Below are 16,839 nucleotides of genomic sequence, written 5' to 3'. Positions count from 1 at the left end.
TTAATCGGCTAAATGGTCTACACGGATACGGATCACTTCACCCAAAATATCAGGCAAGGCTTCGATTTCGCGAATGGCTTCATTCATCATTCGCTCAGCAACACGCTGGGTGAGCATAATCACAGGCACTTGAGCTTCTTTCGTTTCTTTTTGAACGATGGCTTCAATGTTAATGCCCTTTTCACCCAGAATCCGCGTGACATGTGCCAATACACCTGGACGCTCAACTGCTTGCAAGCGCAGGTAATAACCACTGACCGTGTCTTCAACCGACAAAACAGGTGTTTCTGATAACTCAGAACTTTGGAAGGCCAATGGAGGGACACGACTTTCTGCCGTTGCATCCAGCATCCGCGCAACGTCAATCAGATCCGATACCACCGCAGAAGCCGTTGGTTCAGCACCAGCACCCGGTCCGTAATAAAGTGTTTGTCCAACCGCATCGCCCGATACCATCACAGCATTCATCACGCCATTCACGCTGGCGAGTAAAGAGGACTTAGGAATCAAGGTTGGATGAACCCGTAACTCTATGCCTTTATCGGTATGGCGACTGATGCCTAAATGCTTAATGCGATACCCTAATTCTTCGGCGTACTGGACATCATCCGGCGTCACTTTACTGATCCCTTCGGTATAAGCTTTGCTGAACTGCAAAGGAATACCATAGGCAATTGATGCAAGGATGGTCAGTTTATGAGCCGCATCGATCCCTTCAACATCGAAGGTCGGGTCGGCTTCGGCGTAGCCTAAGGCTTGTGCTTCAACAAGCACATCGGCAAAGGCACGTCCTTTTTCACGCATTTCTGTCATGATGAAGTTGCCAGTACCGTTGATGATACCCGCCAACCAATTAATGCGATTCGCGGCTAAGCCTTCACGAATCGCTTTGATAATTGGAATACCTCCAGCAACAGATGCTTCAAAGGCAACAACCACATTTTTCTTGGCTGCTGCGGCAAAAATCTCATTACCATGAACCGCGATCAAGGCTTTATTGGCCGTGACAACGTGCTTGCCATTTTCAATTGCGGTCATTACCAACTCTTTGGCAACTTCATACCCACCAATCAATTCGACAATAATGTCAATTTCAGGATCTCTGGCTAATGCAATCACATCTTTTTGTAATGTATAAGCAGATGTATCGCACGCCGGATTATGACGGCGTGAAGCGATCGCTTTAATTTCAATTGAACGGCCCGCTCGACGGGCAATTTCTTGTGCATTGCGGGTCAAGACGTTAAACGTGCCACCGCCAACTGTACCCAGACCACAGATCCCTACTTTTACAGGCTTCAAACGACACCTCGCAGATTGCTTACTCAGGACGCACCCTTTCTGAAGAAAGAGTAAAAAATGGGTCTTAGTATAACGAAAACAGGGGCGTTGCACTATGCAAAGCCCCAGTAATCAACACTCAATTGATAAGATATTAGTTGAGACCTAACATAGGTGCTAAACGTTCAGCTGGTAGATAACCGGGTAACAGGGTTCCATCTTCTAAAACCAATGCAGGTGTTCCCGTCACACCAATCTTTTGCCCCATGACTAACTGGCCCACAACTGGATTTTCACAGGTTTCCTGTGTAATGGTTTTACCCGCTTTGACAAGATCCATTCGCTGATTGCGTTCTTGTCCATCCTTACCACACCAGATAGACACCATCGTGTTATAAGTTGCAGTGTTTGGCCCTCCTCGCGGAAACGCCAAGTAACTGACTTCAACCCCCATTTTATTTAATGCTGGGATTTCTTCATGCATACGTCGGCAGTAAGGACAGTCAACATCTGTAAACACCCACAAATGCGCTTTACGATCACCCTCTGCAGGGTAATTGATAATATCAGCCTCGGGCACTTCAGCTAACGCATCCAGTCTGAGGCGATTTTGTGCTTGCTCAGTTAAATTCACCAATCCTTGAGTATCATCAATTTCGTATAGGTGACCCACCAATAAATAGCGCCCTGTTGACTCGGCATACAAAATCTCACCGCTCTCCAACGTCACTTGATAAAACCCCTCTAGCACCGCAGGCTCTATCGACTGTACAGGAATTCTGGCATCTGCTTTATTTAGCTGCGAACGGATGGTTTCCTCAGCATCAGAGGCCCAAACCGCAACACTCAAGAAGATTGCGGTTAGCAAAACAGCCAGCGAACTTTTTTTCATAACATCCTCAGATCGTCATTAATTACAGGGATAAGAGTCACAAAACAGGCTTTAGTTCAACCTCGCGGATGATGCGCCTGATGAATTGCATTCAGTCGGTGTGTCGCCACATGGGTGTATATCTGGGTTGTGGATAAATCAGAATGCCCCAACAACATTTGCACAACACGCAAGTCCGCACCATGATTCAGCAGATGGGTCGCAAACGCATGACGCAAGACATGAGGAGACAAAGGTTTATCAAGCGCTGCCACCTGAGCATGATACTTGATTCTATGCCAAAACGTTTGCCGCGTCATTGCACTGCCTCGTTGGCTTGGAAACAGGACGTCGGATGAAGATCGAATCAACAGAGGACGAGACTCACGTAAATAACGATAACACCATTCGACAGCCGTATCACCAACAGGCACCAAGCGCTCTTTATTTCCTTTACCGACCACCCGTACAACACCTAAACGAAGATTTAACTGGTCCAACTCCAAGTCAACCAACTCAGTTACTCGCAAACCGGACGCATACAGTAGCTCCATCATAGTTTTATCACGCAACCCTAAGCAATCACTCACATCTGGCGCCGCCAGCAATGCCTCAACATCTCGCTCAGTCAAGGTTTTAGGTAAGGGGCGGCCAGGCTTAGGACTTGCAAGGGTCAGCGTAGGATCCTCTTCAAGATCGCCCTCTCGCAAGCAATAACGATAAAAACCACGCAAGCAAGACAAGGCTCTTGCCGAAGAAATGGATTTGAAATGCTCTGAAACTCGCCAAGCTAAATAGGCTTGCAGCTGGGATCGACGGGCACTTAACAAGTGCATAGAACGATCATTGAGCCAGCATGCGAAATGACACAAGTCACGTTTATAGTTACTCAGGGTATTGGGGCTAAGCCCTTTTTCTAACCAAAGGTTACGACAATAGCGCTCAATCAAAACTTGATCTTGATCGCTCGGCAAAATGGCAACAAAACGCCGATCCACCATTAACGATAAACCTCTGTCGCTTGAATTTTATCCAACTCAAACGGGTATTCGGCAACACCACGATCCACCCGTTCAATCACACGAATATTGTTACCCTCAACCGCCACCAGGATACCCTCTACACGCTTGCCAAAGAAGGTATAGAAACGAACTGGATGACCTACGTAATTGAAAAACTCACTCGTATCTGTCTCGCGAAACTGGCGTGGTACAAAAATATTTTCTGCTTCAACTGGCATTGATCGCCGCCTAGGATTCAGCTCCGGCAGCTCTGCCTCAGGGACTTCGATCTGCATTGAAAAGGCTTCAAACAATGCAACCCATTCGTCATCGGTTAATTCAATGTGAGTATCATTTACCTTGATACTAGGCCTCAGCAAGCCAACATAATCAGCAGGCTCATGTGAGCGAGCAAACGTTAATGGAATCACTAATTCGGTTGGTGATAGGCTGATTTCTAACTGAGCGTCTGGTCGGCTCATCGCGTCATAGCCTGCAATCATTGGCCGTGTCGGTTCGACACCACGCTCTCGTAACCAGTCCTGTATCATTAAGCCATGATTCAAATAAAATTGCGCAGGCGACACTTGCGACTGGGTCGAACAGAACTCACCACGACGTCGATTAAACCCTTCATCCGAGTAACGCAACTCTGCAGCCAAAACACCTGGAACTTCACGTAAATTAGACGCTTGACGGAGTGTTAGACCTAATACAGCCGAAAAATCAATTTGCCACCAATCTTTAACATTGGCATTGACGTCTAACTGCACACGATTTTCATCAAGGCGCTGCCAATTAAAGTAGAAATCAGTCTGCACTAAACGCATTCCAATCATGCGCAATGTCGTTAAATCAAAACTGCGGACATTTCCGCACCCCAAAGCAATCGGGCTTATGTGAGAAGGAGGGCTGTCACTCATTAATTGCTTAGCCATGTGCTCAAATGACGTAAACAGAGGCGAGTTAAAATCCAGCGTTAAGCCCGTCATACTCACATGCAGATCATTCGGTACGCTTTCACGGTTTAAGGTTGCGCCAGGGTTCAACCAAAATGCTGGATCGCGACTGCGCATCAATAAGGTGTCGATTAAGAAGGGGCTTGCCTGCCCTAGCGGCATGATTCGAATTCCTTGAATCTTTACTTCACCGAAAGGCGATAAGACTAAGCGATTATAGCTCACTTGAAGTAACGGATTGAGCCCATTCAAGGTACTATCTAGCTCTCGCTTTAACTGATACCAATAAAGACCATAGGCCATTAGCACAAAAGCGACCATCAACCCCAAAAAGGCAAAAACCCATTTAACTGTACGCATCAAAACTACCCTGTGTGTTCACAACCACTTATTCCATTCTATTTGACGGGATACATTATAGCGAATAGATCAAGTAAGATTTCTATAAAAAAAGAGACTTTTCTATATTCAAGACGGATTTCAGGACAATGACAACAAAAAAGCGGCTTCTCAGCCGCTTTTTTTCATCACTTATCGAAAAGCTGGAATTAACCCAATTTTTCTTTGATACGTGCAGACTTACCACTACGCTCACGAAGATAGTAGAGTTTAGCCTGACGAACATCACCACGACGTTTAACGCTGATGCTGTCAATGACAGGGCTATACGTCTGGAACGTACGCTCAACACCTACACCGTGAGAGATCTTACGAACAGTGAAAGCTGAGTTTAAACCACGGTTACGCTTACCGATTACAACGCCTTCGAAAGACTGTAAACGAGTACGCTCACCCTCAACCACTTTAACCTGAACTACAACGGTATCACCCGGTGCAAATGCAGGCACCTCTTTGTTCATTTGTTCAGCTTCAATCTGCTGAATAATTGTGCTTTTGCTGCTCATCGCTCGCTCCTATTTTTTCAACCGCACGCCGCTTGGGCTTCGCGGATATATTCGCTTAACAGCGTTTGCTGTTCTGGGCTTAGATTCATCTGTTCAAGCAAATCAGGTCGACGCTGCCAAGTTCTACCAAGTTGTTGTTTCAAGCGCCAACGCTTAATTTCAGCGTGATTACCACTCAACAACACCTCAGGCACATTCATGCCATCAAGCTGTTCAGGACGAGTATAATGTGGACAATCTAGCAGACCATCAGCAAAAGAATCTTCCTGTGCTGATAACTCATGGCCCAATACACCGGGCAACATTCTAGACACTGCGTCGATCATCACCATTGCGGGCAACTCGCCTCCACTGAGAACGAAATCACCCAACGACCATTCTTCGTCTATTTCGGCTTGTATCAGGCGCTCGTCAATACCTTCATAACGTCCCGCCACCAAAATAAGACTATCTTGAGTCGCTAACTCTTCTACGCCCGCTTGGTTGAGTTTGCGTCCTTGAGGCGATAAATAAATCACCTTTACCAACCCAGGCGCTTGCGCCTTAGCTGCTTGGATCGCATCACGCAACGGCTGCACTTTCATTAGCATTCCCGGACCACCGCCGTAAGGGCGATCATCCACAGTACGGTGCTTATCGAGCGTAAAATCTCTAGGATTCCAACACTCTATATTTAAAGCACCTGAACGCACAGCCCTTCCTGTAATGCCATAGCCTGTAACAGCCTCAAACATTTCAGGAAACAAACTGACTATCCCGAACCACATTCGTTAAAACTCTGGATCCCAGTTGACCCGAAGCTCACCCGATTCTAGATTTATCTTTGTTATCACTTGATCCGGCAAATAGGGAATCAAACGCTCAGCATCATCAATGCTTTCTTTAGTCGCTTTAACAACTAACACATCGTTTGAGCCCGTTTCAATCAAGTGATCAACCCGCCCCAGCAAAACGCCGGATTCGGTATAAACCAAAAGATTTTCAAGCTGACTCCAGTAGTACTCACCGTCTTCTAGATCGGGCATTTGCGATGCAAAAACACTAATTTCAGCACCAACGAACGCACGAACCTCTTCAGGAGTATCAACACCAGCCAACTTGGCAATCAAGCCTTTTCCATGAGGTTTAAAGGATTCAAGCTTTAACGCTTTCCATTGCCCCCCATGGTTTACCTGCCAAGGTGTATAGGTGAACACGTTTTCGATTGGATCCGTGTAAGAATAAATTTTGACCCAGCCCTTTACTCCATAAGGAGCACTGAACCGAGCTATGACTACACGCTTATCGGTTGATTCACCTTGCATATCTGACAGGTCCGCCAAGCTAATTACTGTGCGGCCTTACGTGCATCTTTAACCAGCTGGGCAACACGCTCAGACGGCTGTGCACCTTTGCTGATCCAGTAATCAACACGCTCTAGGTTGACGCGTAAACGCTCTTCCTGACCCCGAGCAACAGGGTTAAAAAAGCCCACCCGCTCAATAAAGCGGCTGTCACGCGCAAAGCGCGAATCGGCAACGGTGATATGATAGAACGGACGCTTTTTAGCGCCGCCGCGAGACAAACGAATAGTGACCATGCGCTGGACCCCTTTATTTCGCAAGGATGGGTTTTAGGATCGCCCATCGTTAGTAATCCCCGTTCAGTTCGCTATGCAAGCCGGCTGAACGAGGGCCAAATCAAAATTGAGGCGCGAATTGTACGTTAAACGCACACACATTAAAAGCCCGATAAGCGCTGTAGCGCGTCTTATCAGCGCGTATTACTAATTTTTTCTTTTGCCAATTCCAAGGCAATGGCGCCAGTGGGTCTTGATTCCACACGACTTCTGTCAAAAATCATGCTTAGGGTACTTGATATACCTTCGACATGTTTTTTTACCTGCTGAGGGTCATACCCTACGCGTTCATAATAGATATCAATGATACCACCCGCATTTATGGCAAAATCTGGGGCGTACAAAATACCTTTTTCGTGCAATTTGCGGTCATGATATTCACTTTCCAACTGATTATTTGCAGCCCCTGCTACCACTTTTGCTTTTAGTGCACTGATGGACGTGTCATTCAACACCGCTCCCATGGCACATGGCGCAAAGACATCCACATCAAGGGACACAATTTCTTCTGAGGAAACAACTCTGGCGCCTAGCTCTGCTTGCGCTTTCGCGACTGCATCTGGATATATATCACTGACATAGAGCTGTGCGCCCGCAGCATGAAGATGCTGTGCTAAACGATAACCCACATTCCCGACACCTTGAATCGCTACTTTCAACCCCTGCAAACTTTGGTTACCAAAACGCGCCTGCACCGCCGCTTGCAAACCCACAAATACACCATATGCAGTTGCGGGGGATGGGTCACCATTATTTCGCCCTCCCATTAAACCAGGACGATCATGGATTCCAGCAACATATGACGTATGCTTAGACATCACTTTAAGGTCAGCAACTCCAGTTCCAGAATCCTCAGCGGCGATATAACGCCCACCTAAAGACTCCAAACAGCGCCCCATTGATTCCAGGAGTGCTTGGGTTTTATCCCTGCGCGGGTTGCCTATAATAACGGATTTACCGCCACCTAATTTCAAATTTGCCAAGGCAGATTTGTAGGTCATTCCTTTTGAAAGACGAAGTACGTCAGTGATGGCTTGAGATTCGCTTTCATAAGGCCACATACGACAACCACCTAAGGCGGGCCCTAACTGCGTATCATGAATGGCAACAATTGCTTTAAGACCTGAGCTTGCATCATGAAAAAAGACCACTTGTTCATGCTGTTCAAACTCAACATGCTGAAATACTGACATAGCGTTTCTCCTACAACTGGATCTCAGTTGTAACTTGATTTTTATTATAGGTGCGCCAGATATACCCGGCCCACATGAAATCACCCTTTTGGGGTGACAAATGGGAAGTTAGGCCAGACTCGCGCCTAGGTCAAGGTACATTTTACCTCTATGAAGAAACCTACATTTTGAATTTTAGTGAACAAGTCTTTCGCAAGCGCTAAAATGGCGTCATATTTTTTGAGAAAACAACCAATGAACATAGCGCTGACTCCTTTAACTTCATGGCAAGACGAATTAAAAAATGCCATCACCTGCCCCGAGATGCTGCTTAAAGAGCTTCAACTGCCCAGCAATCTTCTTACAGGTGCCAAGTTAGGTGATGCTTTATTTTCCTTGCGCGTACCTAGACCCTATTTAAATCGGATAGAGAAAGGCAATCCCAACGACCCGTTGCTAAAACAAATATTGCCCATTAAAGAAGAAGCCTCGACTGTTCCAGGATACGTCTCAGACCCCTTAGCAGAAACGTCCGCCAATCATCAATCGGGGCTGATTCACAAATACAAAAATCGAGTTTTACTCATTTTAAGCGGGGCCTGTGCGATCAACTGTCGCTATTGCTTTAGACGTCACTTTGCCTATGACGACAACCAAATTGGGCGCCAACAGTGGGCATCTGTTCTTGAATATTTAAAAAAAAATCCTCAGGTCAACGAGGTGATTCTTTCTGGGGGTGACCCACTTGCGACCAGTGATCAGCGCTTACTTAACTTCTTAGCCGATCTAAACAAACTGCCGCAACTCATACGGCTTCGAATCCATACGCGCCTTCCGGTTGTCATCCCACAACGAATGACAAGTAGGCTACTCACTGGATTACAAGCATCGCGCCTTAAAGTTGTCATCGTGCTTCACATCAATCATCCCAATGAAATTGATGAGGATGTTATTCAGACATGCCAACGAATTAAATCCCACGATATTACCTTATTGAATCAAGCTGTTTTGCTAAAAGACGTCAATGATGATGTTTCTGTACAAAAAACACTCAGCGAAAGGCTTTTCGCCGCCGGCATTCTACCGTATTATCTATTCCTATTTGATAAAGTCGCTGGAGCCGCGCACTTTGACCTAGAAGAATCCGTTGCTAAAGAGCTGGTCGGCCAACTGCAAGCGGAACTTCCGGGTTACCTTGTGCCTCGCTTAGCAAGAGAAATTCCTGGCAAGCCCGCAAAAACCTTGCTGGCGCCACTACTGAACACCTAATAAACCGGAGTAGTTACATGAAAGCAGGCTCTGCATTCGGCATTCGCCGCAGCCCTCTTTTATCCCCTCGCTTTATACGCACTGCTGCCTTACTAAGCACCGCCTCTTTGCTGTCAGCCTGTGGCAGCCTTGACTTTAGTATGTTTGCTCGTAAATCAGCACCCGTTGAAGAAGTGGTTGAAGTGATTCCACCCCCTCCTGCTTTACCTAAGCCCGCATTGATTATCAGTCGCATGGTGGCGGAACCTCCTCAATCTAGAGGCGATGTGGGCGCATACATTGATTTCATCAATGGCACGGACCTAACCGTTGAATATGTCATGTTTAAAACCACGGCTTACGATGAAAGCGGTCGCATTGTGCCCGCGAAACGTTCCGGTGATTCTAATACTTGGCTTCGTGTCGCAGGCCCCTTTGCACCGGGACAAGCCAGCGGTAGCCGTCATTGGGAGCAACTCTGGCAAAACCGCAATCTTCGCTGCTTTGAAATTGAAGGCGTTGAGTTGATTTACATGGATGGTATGGTCGAATTTTATGAGTCAGATCGGATCGCCTTACTGCCAGGCAGTGAAGACAATAATAGTTGCAGTTAATATAGCCTTGAACAAAAACCCATAAGCCGCTTACTCTGCAGGCTTTATGCTTATGGGTTTTTAATCTTCCAAAAACACTAAAATTGTGCCTTAAGCTCGGTTTAGAGTAAAATTACGGACTCATTTTCTGTTTCAATTTGTTTCAAGGAACCCTAATGGCAACTTATTCTAGTAACCAGCTTAAGAATGGCCTCAAAGTAATGCTTGATGGCGACCCATGTACGATGCTGGATGTTGAATTCGTGAAACCCGGTAAAGGTCAAGCCTTCACTCGTGTCAGACTTCGCAACTTGATTACTGGCCGTGTCTGGGAAAGAACCTTCAAGTCCAATGAAACACTGGAAGGCGCTGATGTAATGGATACCGATATGGAGTATCTATACAACGATGGCGAAATGTGGCATTTCATGGACAACCATACCTTCGAGCAATTCGCCGCCGACAAAAATGCAGTGGGTGATAATTACAAATGGCTTAGAGAACAAGACAAAGCGACCATTACCCTTTGGAATGGTAACCCAATCGCTATTACACCCGCTAACTTTGTTGAGCTTGAGGTTGTCGAAACAGATCCTGGTGTCAAAGGTGACACTGCTCAAGGAGGCTCTAAGCCTGCAACACTGACCACTGGTGCAGTTGTTCGCGTTCCGTTGTTTATCGAAATAGGTCAAAAGCTGCGCATCGACACTCGTACAGGTGAATATGTCAGCCGTGCATAATAGTTGGCAACCGACAGCAACGATCCAGAATTTACAGCGCCGTGCTGAGATTCTGAGCCAAATACGCGCATTCTTTGCCAAGCGTAATGTGATGGAGGTGGACACCCACCTCTTATCTCATTGTGCCGTCAGTGATCCATTTATTGACTCAATGCAGGTCAACTATCAAAGCTTAGCGGGCGGCGATATCACACCGATGTTTTTACAAACATCACCTGAGTATGCGATGAAGCGCCTACTCTGTGCGGGTAGCGGTCCCATATACCAGCTCGCCAAAGTCTTCAGAAATGGAGAATCAGGTCGTCGACACAACCCCGAGTTCACCTTGCTAGAATGGTATCAAACGGGGTTTAATCTGCCGCAATTGATGCAAGAAGTTGAAGCGCTTATTCAGTCTATTTTACCCTACCAACCCTTTGAATATATTAGCTATCGCGATGTTTTTCAAAGAACACTACAGCTTGACCCCTTTACCGCAAGTCTAGCAGAGTTAAAGTCAGCTTGCCGAGAACAGGTCGAGGCCTCTTTTGAAGATGAAGACCGCGACACTTGGCTAAATCTACTGATGTCTCATTTTATTGAGCCCCAATTAAACGCGACCTTTGTCCACAGCTACCCCCCCTCTCAGGCCGCATTGGCTAAAATCACCCAGGACGATTATGGAACCCCTATCGCCGCACGTTTTGAGGTGTACGTACAAGGCATAGAACTTGCCAATGGCTATCACGAACTAACTGACGCACAAGAGCAACAAAAACGTCTCAAAGCAGATCATGATCAGCGCAAACAACTCGGTCTTCCGACTTATCCTCTTGAAATGCGATTGGTCCAGGCACTTGAGCACGGTCTACCTGATTGCTCGGGTGTTGCACTGGGTGTCGATCGCCTTATTATGCTTGCGTTAAACTGTAACCAGATCCGAGAAGTCATCCCTTTTTCAATTGATCGAGCATAAGCCCAACTAAAGTCGAATACGCAAAAGTACTACTTTTAGTGAGGGATCACATATACTTAGTATTAGTTAAACTTAATATTAGTCTGATATTCAAACTGTTAGCTCTCGCTATAAGCAAGGTTTAAGCTTAGCGCCCTTAACACTCACCAGCCTATCCTCTCTTAGGATCTGAGCCACTGGAGCCCCAGCCATGTTAGTAAAAATGAAGCTTCGCACACGCATGTTGATCTTGATTGTGCTTATTATCTTGGGGTTAAGTTTACTCACCCTTACCTCGATCCTGTCAACGCAACGCGATCTAACCCAAGGCCGAAAAGACGTGATAACGGCCGTTTTAGAATCTGCTTATAGTATTGCCGAGTTCTATCACAGTAAAGAACGTGATGGCAGCATGACCCGCGCAGAAGCACAACAGGCAACCGTTGCTGCCTTTTTGGCGGGTCGCTACGGTGGATTAGATGGGAAAACAGAATATGTATACGCTTGGACCATGGATGGAGTCGGTGTCGCCCACGTTAATCCTAATTTCATCGGCAAAAATATGATGAACCAAGTACGTGACGTTAAAGGCCGATACACACTGCAAGATATTGCCAGTGCCGCTCGTCAATCACCGAAAGGCGCTTTTGTTGATAGCTTATTTCCTCGCCCAGGCACAACCGAAGCCGTTGAAAAACTGCAATTTACGAAGATGTTTGAGCCTTGGGATTGGTTTATTGGCACAGGCATCTACATGGATGACCTTTCATCAGACATGCGCAAACAAATTATTGCCGATACCAGCACCGCTTTAGTCATTATTATCCTAATTACGGCCTTAGCTTTATTGATTGCACGAAGTGTACTGCGACAAATAGGGGGTGAACCGGCTGATGCCATTAGCTTCATGTCCAGCGCAGCGGCAGGCAACTTAACCATCAAAATCGATCAAGCACCTAAACACAGCGTATTAGATGAACTGGCAAAAATGGTAGCCTCTTTACGAGACACCATGAATCACATTCGTGATGAATCAGCACGCGTTAACGACAACGCAAATACAATCAATCAAGCGACGGCCAATGTTGCAAGCGCCGCGTATGATCAATCAGAAGCGATTACCTCAATGGCCGCAGCCATTGAAGAAATGACCGTTAGCATTTCACATATTTCCGACAGTGCTCGAGACACGGAAGATAGCTCGAAATCATCGGCTCAACTAGCAGAGCAAGGCGTTCAACAAGTTGGACTTGCCAATACGGAAATTCACAAAATTGCCAATACCGTTCGTGAAGCCTCAACCAAAGTTGAAAATCTCAACAACCGTGCGACACAAATCTCATCGATTGCCAGTGTCATCCGAGACATTGCCGAACAAACAAACCTACTGGCATTGAACGCAGCTATTGAAGCCGCTCGTGCTGGCGATCAAGGCCGAGGCTTTGCCGTTGTTGCTGATGAAGTTAGGACATTAGCGGGACGAACTGCAAATGCCACAAGCGATATCGAAGCTATGATCGCTGGCGTATTAACCGAAACAGGTCAGGTGGTGGATACTATGAAAACAGCCCTGCCTCAAGTTGAGTCAGGTGTTAGCGCAACGGAAACAGCATCGCAAATTCTCGCTCACATTAAACAAGAGTCACAATCCACCTTAAAGAGAATTTCCGAAGTCGCCAACGCGACACGAGAGCAAGGATTGGCAAGCAGTAGTATTGCGGAAAAAGTCGATCAGATTGCAGTCATGGTTGAAAGCACGAGCCAAGCCATGCGCGCAACCGCTGAGAGTGTTCACGAGTTAAATCAGGTATCATCTGAGTTGAATACCATGGTGAATCGATTTAAGTGTCATTAAATCAACTCACCTGAACAACCTCTTGAACAAGGATTAAGGATGTCAAACTTACGTCGCTATTTGCCCGGCCTGCTCTGTGCAGGCTGGATGTCTGTTTCTTTTGCTTATGCGGACGCCTCATTTGAGGATTGTAAGAATGAACTGCGCCGCTCCGCCATTAGCAATCAGATCTCCGCTCAGATTTTTGATCAATACGTTAGCGGTGTAAAACCCGACATGACCGTTATTGATCGTCTCAATTTCCAACCTGAGTTCCGAACCCCCATCTGGGACTATATGGCAGGCTTAGTCGACGAAGAGCGTGTTGAAAAAGGTCAGCAGATGCGAGAAGAACATGCGCACCTATTACGAGAAATTGAGCAGAAATACGGCATAGAAGGCCATATTGTTTTAGCCATTTGGGGGGTTGAAACCAACTATGGAGCGATTTCAGGTCGCTACACCGTTGTTGATGCTCTGACTACTCTGAGCTGTATCGGTCGTCGTCAGACATTTTTCCGTAACGAGCTAAACAGTGCGTTACGCATCCTTCAGGGTGGACACGTTAATCCTGATGACTTCAAAGGCTCTTGGGCTGGTGCTTTCGGCCATACCCAGTTTATTCCATCGACCTTTGAGCGTATCGCGGTCGATTTTACCGGTGATGGCAAACGCGATATCGTTGGCAGCATTCCTGATGCACTTGCTTCTACGGCAAACTATCTTAAGCGTTCAAATTGGCAAGCCAATCAACCTTGGGGATTTGAAGTTAAACTCCCGGCCAACCTGAACACAAACGATGAAGGCCGCCGCAGCAAGCGCCCACTTTCAACCTGGGTGCAGCGGGGCCTTACTCGGGTCGATGGTTCAGCTCTTACCTCTCAAGGATTAAGAGCCGACATGCAAGCAGGCCTGATAATGCCAGCAGGTCCTGAGGGCCCTAGTTTCCTTGTTTTTCGTAATTTTGATGCTCTATTTAGCTACAATGCGGCCGAAAGCTATGCATTAGCAATTGGTCATCTCTCCGATAGAATTTTAGGGGCGCCTGGCTTTAGCACGCCTTGGCCTACTGACGATCCACCGATTTCACGCTCAGAACGACGCGAGTTGCAACAATTACTGCTTGATCGTGGGCATGATATTGGTGCTGTCGATGGGTTGATTGGAGATAGGACGCGCGGAGCCATTCAATTGGAACAGCGACGCTTAGGACTTGCAGATGATGGACGTGCAGGCTTAAAAATTCTCACCGAGCTGCGCAAGGGTAACTGAGTAGTGCTGGCCTGGAGCGTTATTAGACACCCCAGGCCAGCACACAAACATCACATGCGCGGGAAGCCACCACCGCCACCCATACCAGGCGGCAGCATGCCTTTCATTCCTCTGGCCAGTTTAGCCATACCTGACTTGCTGCCAAATTTCTTCATCATTTTGGCCATTTGCTTATGCTGTTTGAGCAAACGGTTCACATCTTGAATCTGTGTCCCTGAGCCCATCGCAATTCGACGCTTGCGCGAGCCTGAAATAATATCAGGATTGCGTCTTTCACCTGGCGTCATGGAGTTGATAATTACTTCAAACTGTTTCATGCCTTTTTCAGCTTGTGCCGTTTGGGCCGCCTGAGCCATCTGCCCCATACCGGGCAGCTTTTCAAGCATGTTCATCATGCCGCCCATATTGTTCATCTGCTGCAACTGTTCGCGGAAATCTTCAAGGTCGAAAAGCTTTCCTTTCGTGATCTTCTTGGCAAGCTTTTCCGCTTTAACCTTATCAATCTTGTGCTCAGCTTCTTCTATCAAGCTCAGTACATCGCCCATTCCAAGAATTCGGGAGGCGACTCGCTCAGGATAAAAAGGCTCTAAGGCATCTGTTTTTTCACCAACCCCTAAGAATTTTATCGGCTGCCCTGTTATGTGACGTACCGATAGAGCAGCGCCCCCTCGGGCATCACCGTCGGTCTTTGTTAGTATCACACCCGTCAGCGGCAGTACTTCGTTAAAGGCTTTGGCTGTGTTTGCAGCATCTTGGCCAGTCATTGAGTCAACAACAAACAGCGTTTCAATCGGTTTGACCGCTGCATGCAACTGACGGATTTCTTCCATCATCGCTTCATCAATGGCTAAACGACCGGCTGTATCCACCAATAGCACATCGTGATGTTGTAAACGCGCATGACGTATCGCGCCTTCAACGATATCAATCGGCTTTTGATCGGCAGATGACGGGAAAAAATCAACTCCCACATCCAAAGCCAAGGTTTCGAGCTGGCGTATCGCGGCAGGACGGTATACGTCTGCCGAGACGACTAGCACTTTTTTCTTCTTACGCTCTTTCAAAAAGCGAGCCAGCTTGGCAACCGACGTGGTTTTACCCGCACCTTGAAGACCGGCCATCATGATAACCGCAGGGGGTGTCACACTGAGATTAAGCTCGGCATTGGCCTCGCCCATCACTTTAATCAGCTCTTCATTAACGATCTTTACAAAGACCTGCCCAGGACTGAGGCTTTTGCTCACTTCTTGTCCTACGGCACGCTCTTTAACGCCGTTAATAAACTCTTTTACAACCGGAAGCGCGACATCCGCTTCCAGCAACGCCATGCGAACCTCACGCAAGGTGCCTTTAATATTTTCTTCAGTCAGACGCGCCTGACCGGTCACACTACGCAGGGTTTGCGTTAGTCTATCTGTTAAATTATCAAACATCGGGTGCCCCTGATTTGTGTCTTTGCCCCGCCATGGCTGGAATCAGCAACACAATGAAGTCAAAGCTGTCATTCTTTTATGGGGAACATTATACAGAAGCTGTTCTCAAGACGGCAGCTTATATTTCTTCTGAGAGGACTTTATGCCAAACTTGCACTCCGATAAGGAGATTTTCTAAGATGCTGATCAGTACCACACTTGCAACCTCTTTTTTTTACGCCATCGCATCCTGGCTTCAGTGGCAGCGCGCCAAGGGTAAAACCTCAGATGTTCGCATCAAGGTTCTTATCTTGGCGATCCTTGGCTTTTTAGCACATGGTATCTCCGTGTATTTCACGCTTCATCATGCAAAGGGGATAGATTTAGGTATTTTCAGCGTTGGATCGCTAATCGCTTGGCTTGTCACGGCGCTAGTTATAGGCAGCAGCTTTAGGCAACGCGTAGACAACCTTTTTATTGGCGTGCTACCGATGGCAATGCTCGCCACCCTCTGTGCGGCCTTTATTCCATCATCAGGTGTCCATCGCCCATATGAGGGTGGGTTAATTGTCCATATTCTATTGTCGATTTTGGCCTACAGTATTTTCACCTTAGCTGTACTCCAAGCCTTGCTATTGTCTCGACAGCAACTTGCACTTAAACAACATCATACTCGTGGGCTCGTCTCGAGCTTACCGCCGCTACAGGTCATGGAACGCCTATTATTTGAAATGATCTGGGTGGGCACTGTTTTACTGAGTGCCGCACTTTTAAGTGGCTTTTTGTTTGTCGATAACCTGTTTGCACAACACTTAGTTCATAAAACACTTCTGTCTATTGGTGCTTGGATCATTTTTGCAGGCTTACTCATTGGGCGATCGACACTGGGTTGGCGTGGTAATACAGCCATTCGTTGGACAATTGGGGGATTTATCTTGTTAATGCTGGGTTTCTTCGGCTCCAAACTCGTACTAGAACTCATTCTAACGAATTAACATA

17 protein-coding genes are annotated in these 16,839 nt (G+C 46.9%); 7 read left to right on the top strand and 10 right to left on the bottom strand.

Going from position 1 to position 16,839, the window contains the following annotated elements; genetic code table 11:
* From DN062_RS09055 to DN062_RS09015, 9 genes are all read right to left on the bottom strand, one after another.
* Entirely contained in the window at positions 1 to 1,302 is a 1,302-nt protein-coding gene (locus tag DN062_RS09055) for a homoserine dehydrogenase (RefSeq protein ID WP_112159005.1), read from the bottom strand.
* 133 nt (positions 1,303 to 1,435) lie between these two features.
* Positions 1,436 to 2,173: a DsbC family protein gene (locus tag DN062_RS09050; RefSeq protein ID WP_112159004.1), complete on the bottom strand. Its 738-nt coding sequence runs from the start codon at positions 2,171 to 2,173 to the stop codon at positions 1,436 to 1,438.
* 56 nt (positions 2,174 to 2,229) lie between these two features.
* On the bottom strand, positions 2,230 to 3,153 hold the full coding sequence (xerD, locus tag DN062_RS09045; RefSeq protein WP_112159003.1) for a site-specific tyrosine recombinase XerD: 924 nt from the start codon (positions 3,151 to 3,153) through the stop codon (positions 2,230 to 2,232).
* Positions 3,153 to 4,472, bottom strand: coding sequence for an LSm family protein (locus DN062_RS09040; protein ID WP_112159002.1), 1,320 nt, complete (start codon positions 4,470 to 4,472; stop codon positions 3,153 to 3,155). Before DN062_RS09040 ends, xerD begins: the two co-directional genes overlap by 1 nt.
* A 188-nt stretch (positions 4,473 to 4,660) precedes the next feature.
* Entirely contained in the window at positions 4,661 to 5,017 is a 357-nt protein-coding gene (gene rplS / locus DN062_RS09035) for a 50S ribosomal protein L19 (RefSeq protein WP_036513963.1), read from the bottom strand.
* Between the two features lie 17 nt (positions 5,018 to 5,034).
* On the bottom strand, positions 5,035 to 5,784 hold the full coding sequence (trmD, locus tag DN062_RS09030; RefSeq protein WP_112159001.1) for a tRNA (guanosine(37)-N1)-methyltransferase TrmD: 750 nt from the start codon (positions 5,782 to 5,784) through the stop codon (positions 5,035 to 5,037).
* A gap of 3 nt (positions 5,785 to 5,787) precedes the next feature.
* Positions 5,788 to 6,321 (bottom strand): ribosome maturation factor RimM, encoded by a 534-nt coding sequence (gene rimM / locus DN062_RS09025; RefSeq protein ID WP_112159000.1) that lies wholly within the window; start codon positions 6,319 to 6,321, stop codon positions 5,788 to 5,790.
* A gap of 23 nt (positions 6,322 to 6,344) precedes the next feature.
* Positions 6,345 to 6,596 carry a 30S ribosomal protein S16 gene (gene rpsP / locus DN062_RS09020; RefSeq protein ID WP_112158999.1) on the bottom strand — a complete coding sequence of 84 codons (252 nt, stop codon included), beginning with the start codon at positions 6,594 to 6,596 and terminating at the stop codon, positions 6,345 to 6,347.
* A 173-nt stretch (positions 6,597 to 6,769) separates the two neighbouring features.
* Positions 6,770 to 7,828 (bottom strand): Glu/Leu/Phe/Val dehydrogenase dimerization domain-containing protein, encoded by a 1,059-nt coding sequence (locus DN062_RS09015; protein WP_112158998.1) that lies wholly within the window; start codon positions 7,826 to 7,828, stop codon positions 6,770 to 6,772.
* A gap of 234 nt (positions 7,829 to 8,062) precedes the next feature.
* Between DN062_RS09015 and epmB the strand changes: the two genes are divergently transcribed.
* From epmB to DN062_RS08985, 6 genes are all read left to right on the top strand, one after another.
* Positions 8,063 to 9,076 carry an EF-P beta-lysylation protein EpmB gene (epmB, locus tag DN062_RS09010; RefSeq protein WP_112158997.1) on the top strand — a complete coding sequence of 338 codons (1,014 nt, stop codon included), beginning with the start codon at positions 8,063 to 8,065 and terminating at the stop codon, positions 9,074 to 9,076.
* Positions 9,077 to 9,093: 17 nt separating this feature from the next.
* Positions 9,094 to 9,669 carry a hypothetical protein gene (locus DN062_RS09005; RefSeq protein ID WP_112158996.1) on the top strand — a complete coding sequence of 192 codons (576 nt, stop codon included), beginning with the start codon at positions 9,094 to 9,096 and terminating at the stop codon, positions 9,667 to 9,669.
* 155 nt (positions 9,670 to 9,824) lie between these two features.
* A complete protein-coding gene (gene efp / locus DN062_RS09000) occupies positions 9,825 to 10,388 on the top strand; it encodes an elongation factor P (protein ID WP_112158995.1) in 564 nt (187 codons plus the stop codon).
* Positions 10,381 to 11,343: an EF-P lysine aminoacylase EpmA gene (epmA, locus tag DN062_RS08995; RefSeq protein WP_420811668.1), complete on the top strand. Its 963-nt coding sequence runs from the start codon at positions 10,381 to 10,383 to the stop codon at positions 11,341 to 11,343. Before efp ends, epmA begins: the two co-directional genes overlap by 8 nt.
* A gap of 190 nt (positions 11,344 to 11,533) precedes the next feature.
* Complete coding sequence (locus tag DN062_RS08990) at positions 11,534 to 13,177, top strand: methyl-accepting chemotaxis protein (RefSeq protein WP_112158993.1); 1,644 nt, start codon at positions 11,534 to 11,536, stop codon at positions 13,175 to 13,177.
* A gap of 39 nt (positions 13,178 to 13,216) precedes the next feature.
* A complete protein-coding gene (locus DN062_RS08985) occupies positions 13,217 to 14,428 on the top strand; it encodes a lytic murein transglycosylase (protein WP_112158992.1) in 1,212 nt (403 codons plus the stop codon).
* Positions 14,429 to 14,478: 50 nt separating this feature from the next.
* Here the strand turns inward: DN062_RS08985 and ffh are convergent, their stop codons facing one another.
* Complete coding sequence (gene ffh, locus DN062_RS08980) at positions 14,479 to 15,861, bottom strand: signal recognition particle protein (RefSeq protein WP_112158991.1); 1,383 nt, start codon at positions 15,859 to 15,861, stop codon at positions 14,479 to 14,481.
* A 179-nt stretch (positions 15,862 to 16,040) separates the two neighbouring features.
* Between ffh and DN062_RS08975 the strand changes: the two genes are divergently transcribed.
* The gene (locus DN062_RS08975) at positions 16,041 to 16,835 is read left to right on the top strand and encodes a cytochrome C assembly family protein (RefSeq protein WP_112158990.1); all 795 of its coding nucleotides are present in this window, start codon (positions 16,041 to 16,043) and stop codon (positions 16,833 to 16,835) included.
* The last annotated feature ends 4 nt before the right edge of the window (positions 16,836 to 16,839 follow it).

This window comes from Nitrincola tibetensis, assembly GCF_003284585.1.
GTDB classification, from domain to species: Bacteria; Pseudomonadota; Gammaproteobacteria; order Pseudomonadales; family Balneatricaceae; genus Nitrincola; species Nitrincola tibetensis.
This window is presented reverse-complemented; position numbering and strand designations above follow the sequence as displayed.

What these genes read in the sequence shown, in the direction of transcription:
- DN062_RS09005 (WP_112158996.1), top strand. Translation starts at nt 9,094, where the DNA reads ATGAAAGCAGGCTCTGCATTCGGCATTCGCCGCAGCCCTCTTTTATCC.
- DN062_RS08990 (WP_112158993.1), top strand. Translation starts at nt 11,534, where the DNA reads ATGTTAGTAAAAATGAAGCTTCGCACACGCATGTTGATCTTGATTGTG.
- rimM (WP_112159000.1), bottom strand. Translation starts at nt 6,321, where the DNA reads ATGCAAGGTGAATCAACCGATAAGCGTGTAGTCATAGCTCGGTTCAGT.
- DN062_RS09040 (WP_112159002.1), bottom strand. Translation starts at nt 4,472, where the DNA reads ATGCGTACAGTTAAATGGGTTTTTGCCTTTTTGGGGTTGATGGTCGCT.
- DN062_RS08985 (WP_112158992.1), top strand. Translation starts at nt 13,217, where the DNA reads ATGTCAAACTTACGTCGCTATTTGCCCGGCCTGCTCTGTGCAGGCTGG.
- efp (WP_112158995.1), top strand. Translation starts at nt 9,825, where the DNA reads ATGGCAACTTATTCTAGTAACCAGCTTAAGAATGGCCTCAAAGTAATG.
- epmB (WP_112158997.1), top strand. Translation starts at nt 8,063, where the DNA reads ATGAACATAGCGCTGACTCCTTTAACTTCATGGCAAGACGAATTAAAA.
- DN062_RS08975 (WP_112158990.1), top strand. Translation starts at nt 16,041, where the DNA reads ATGCTGATCAGTACCACACTTGCAACCTCTTTTTTTTACGCCATCGCA.
- ffh (WP_112158991.1), bottom strand. Translation starts at nt 15,861, where the DNA reads ATGTTTGATAATTTAACAGATAGACTAACGCAAACCCTGCGTAGTGTG.
- DN062_RS09015 (WP_112158998.1), bottom strand. Translation starts at nt 7,828, where the DNA reads ATGTCAGTATTTCAGCATGTTGAGTTTGAACAGCATGAACAAGTGGTC.
- rplS (WP_036513963.1), bottom strand. Translation starts at nt 5,017, where the DNA reads ATGAGCAGCAAAAGCACAATTATTCAGCAGATTGAAGCTGAACAAATG.
- DN062_RS09050 (WP_112159004.1), bottom strand. Translation starts at nt 2,173, where the DNA reads ATGAAAAAAAGTTCGCTGGCTGTTTTGCTAACCGCAATCTTCTTGAGT.
- xerD (WP_112159003.1), bottom strand. Translation starts at nt 3,153, where the DNA reads ATGGTGGATCGGCGTTTTGTTGCCATTTTGCCGAGCGATCAAGATCAA.
- trmD (WP_112159001.1), bottom strand. Translation starts at nt 5,784, where the DNA reads ATGTGGTTCGGGATAGTCAGTTTGTTTCCTGAAATGTTTGAGGCTGTT.
- rpsP (WP_112158999.1), bottom strand. Translation starts at nt 6,596, where the DNA reads ATGGTCACTATTCGTTTGTCTCGCGGCGGCGCTAAAAAGCGTCCGTTC.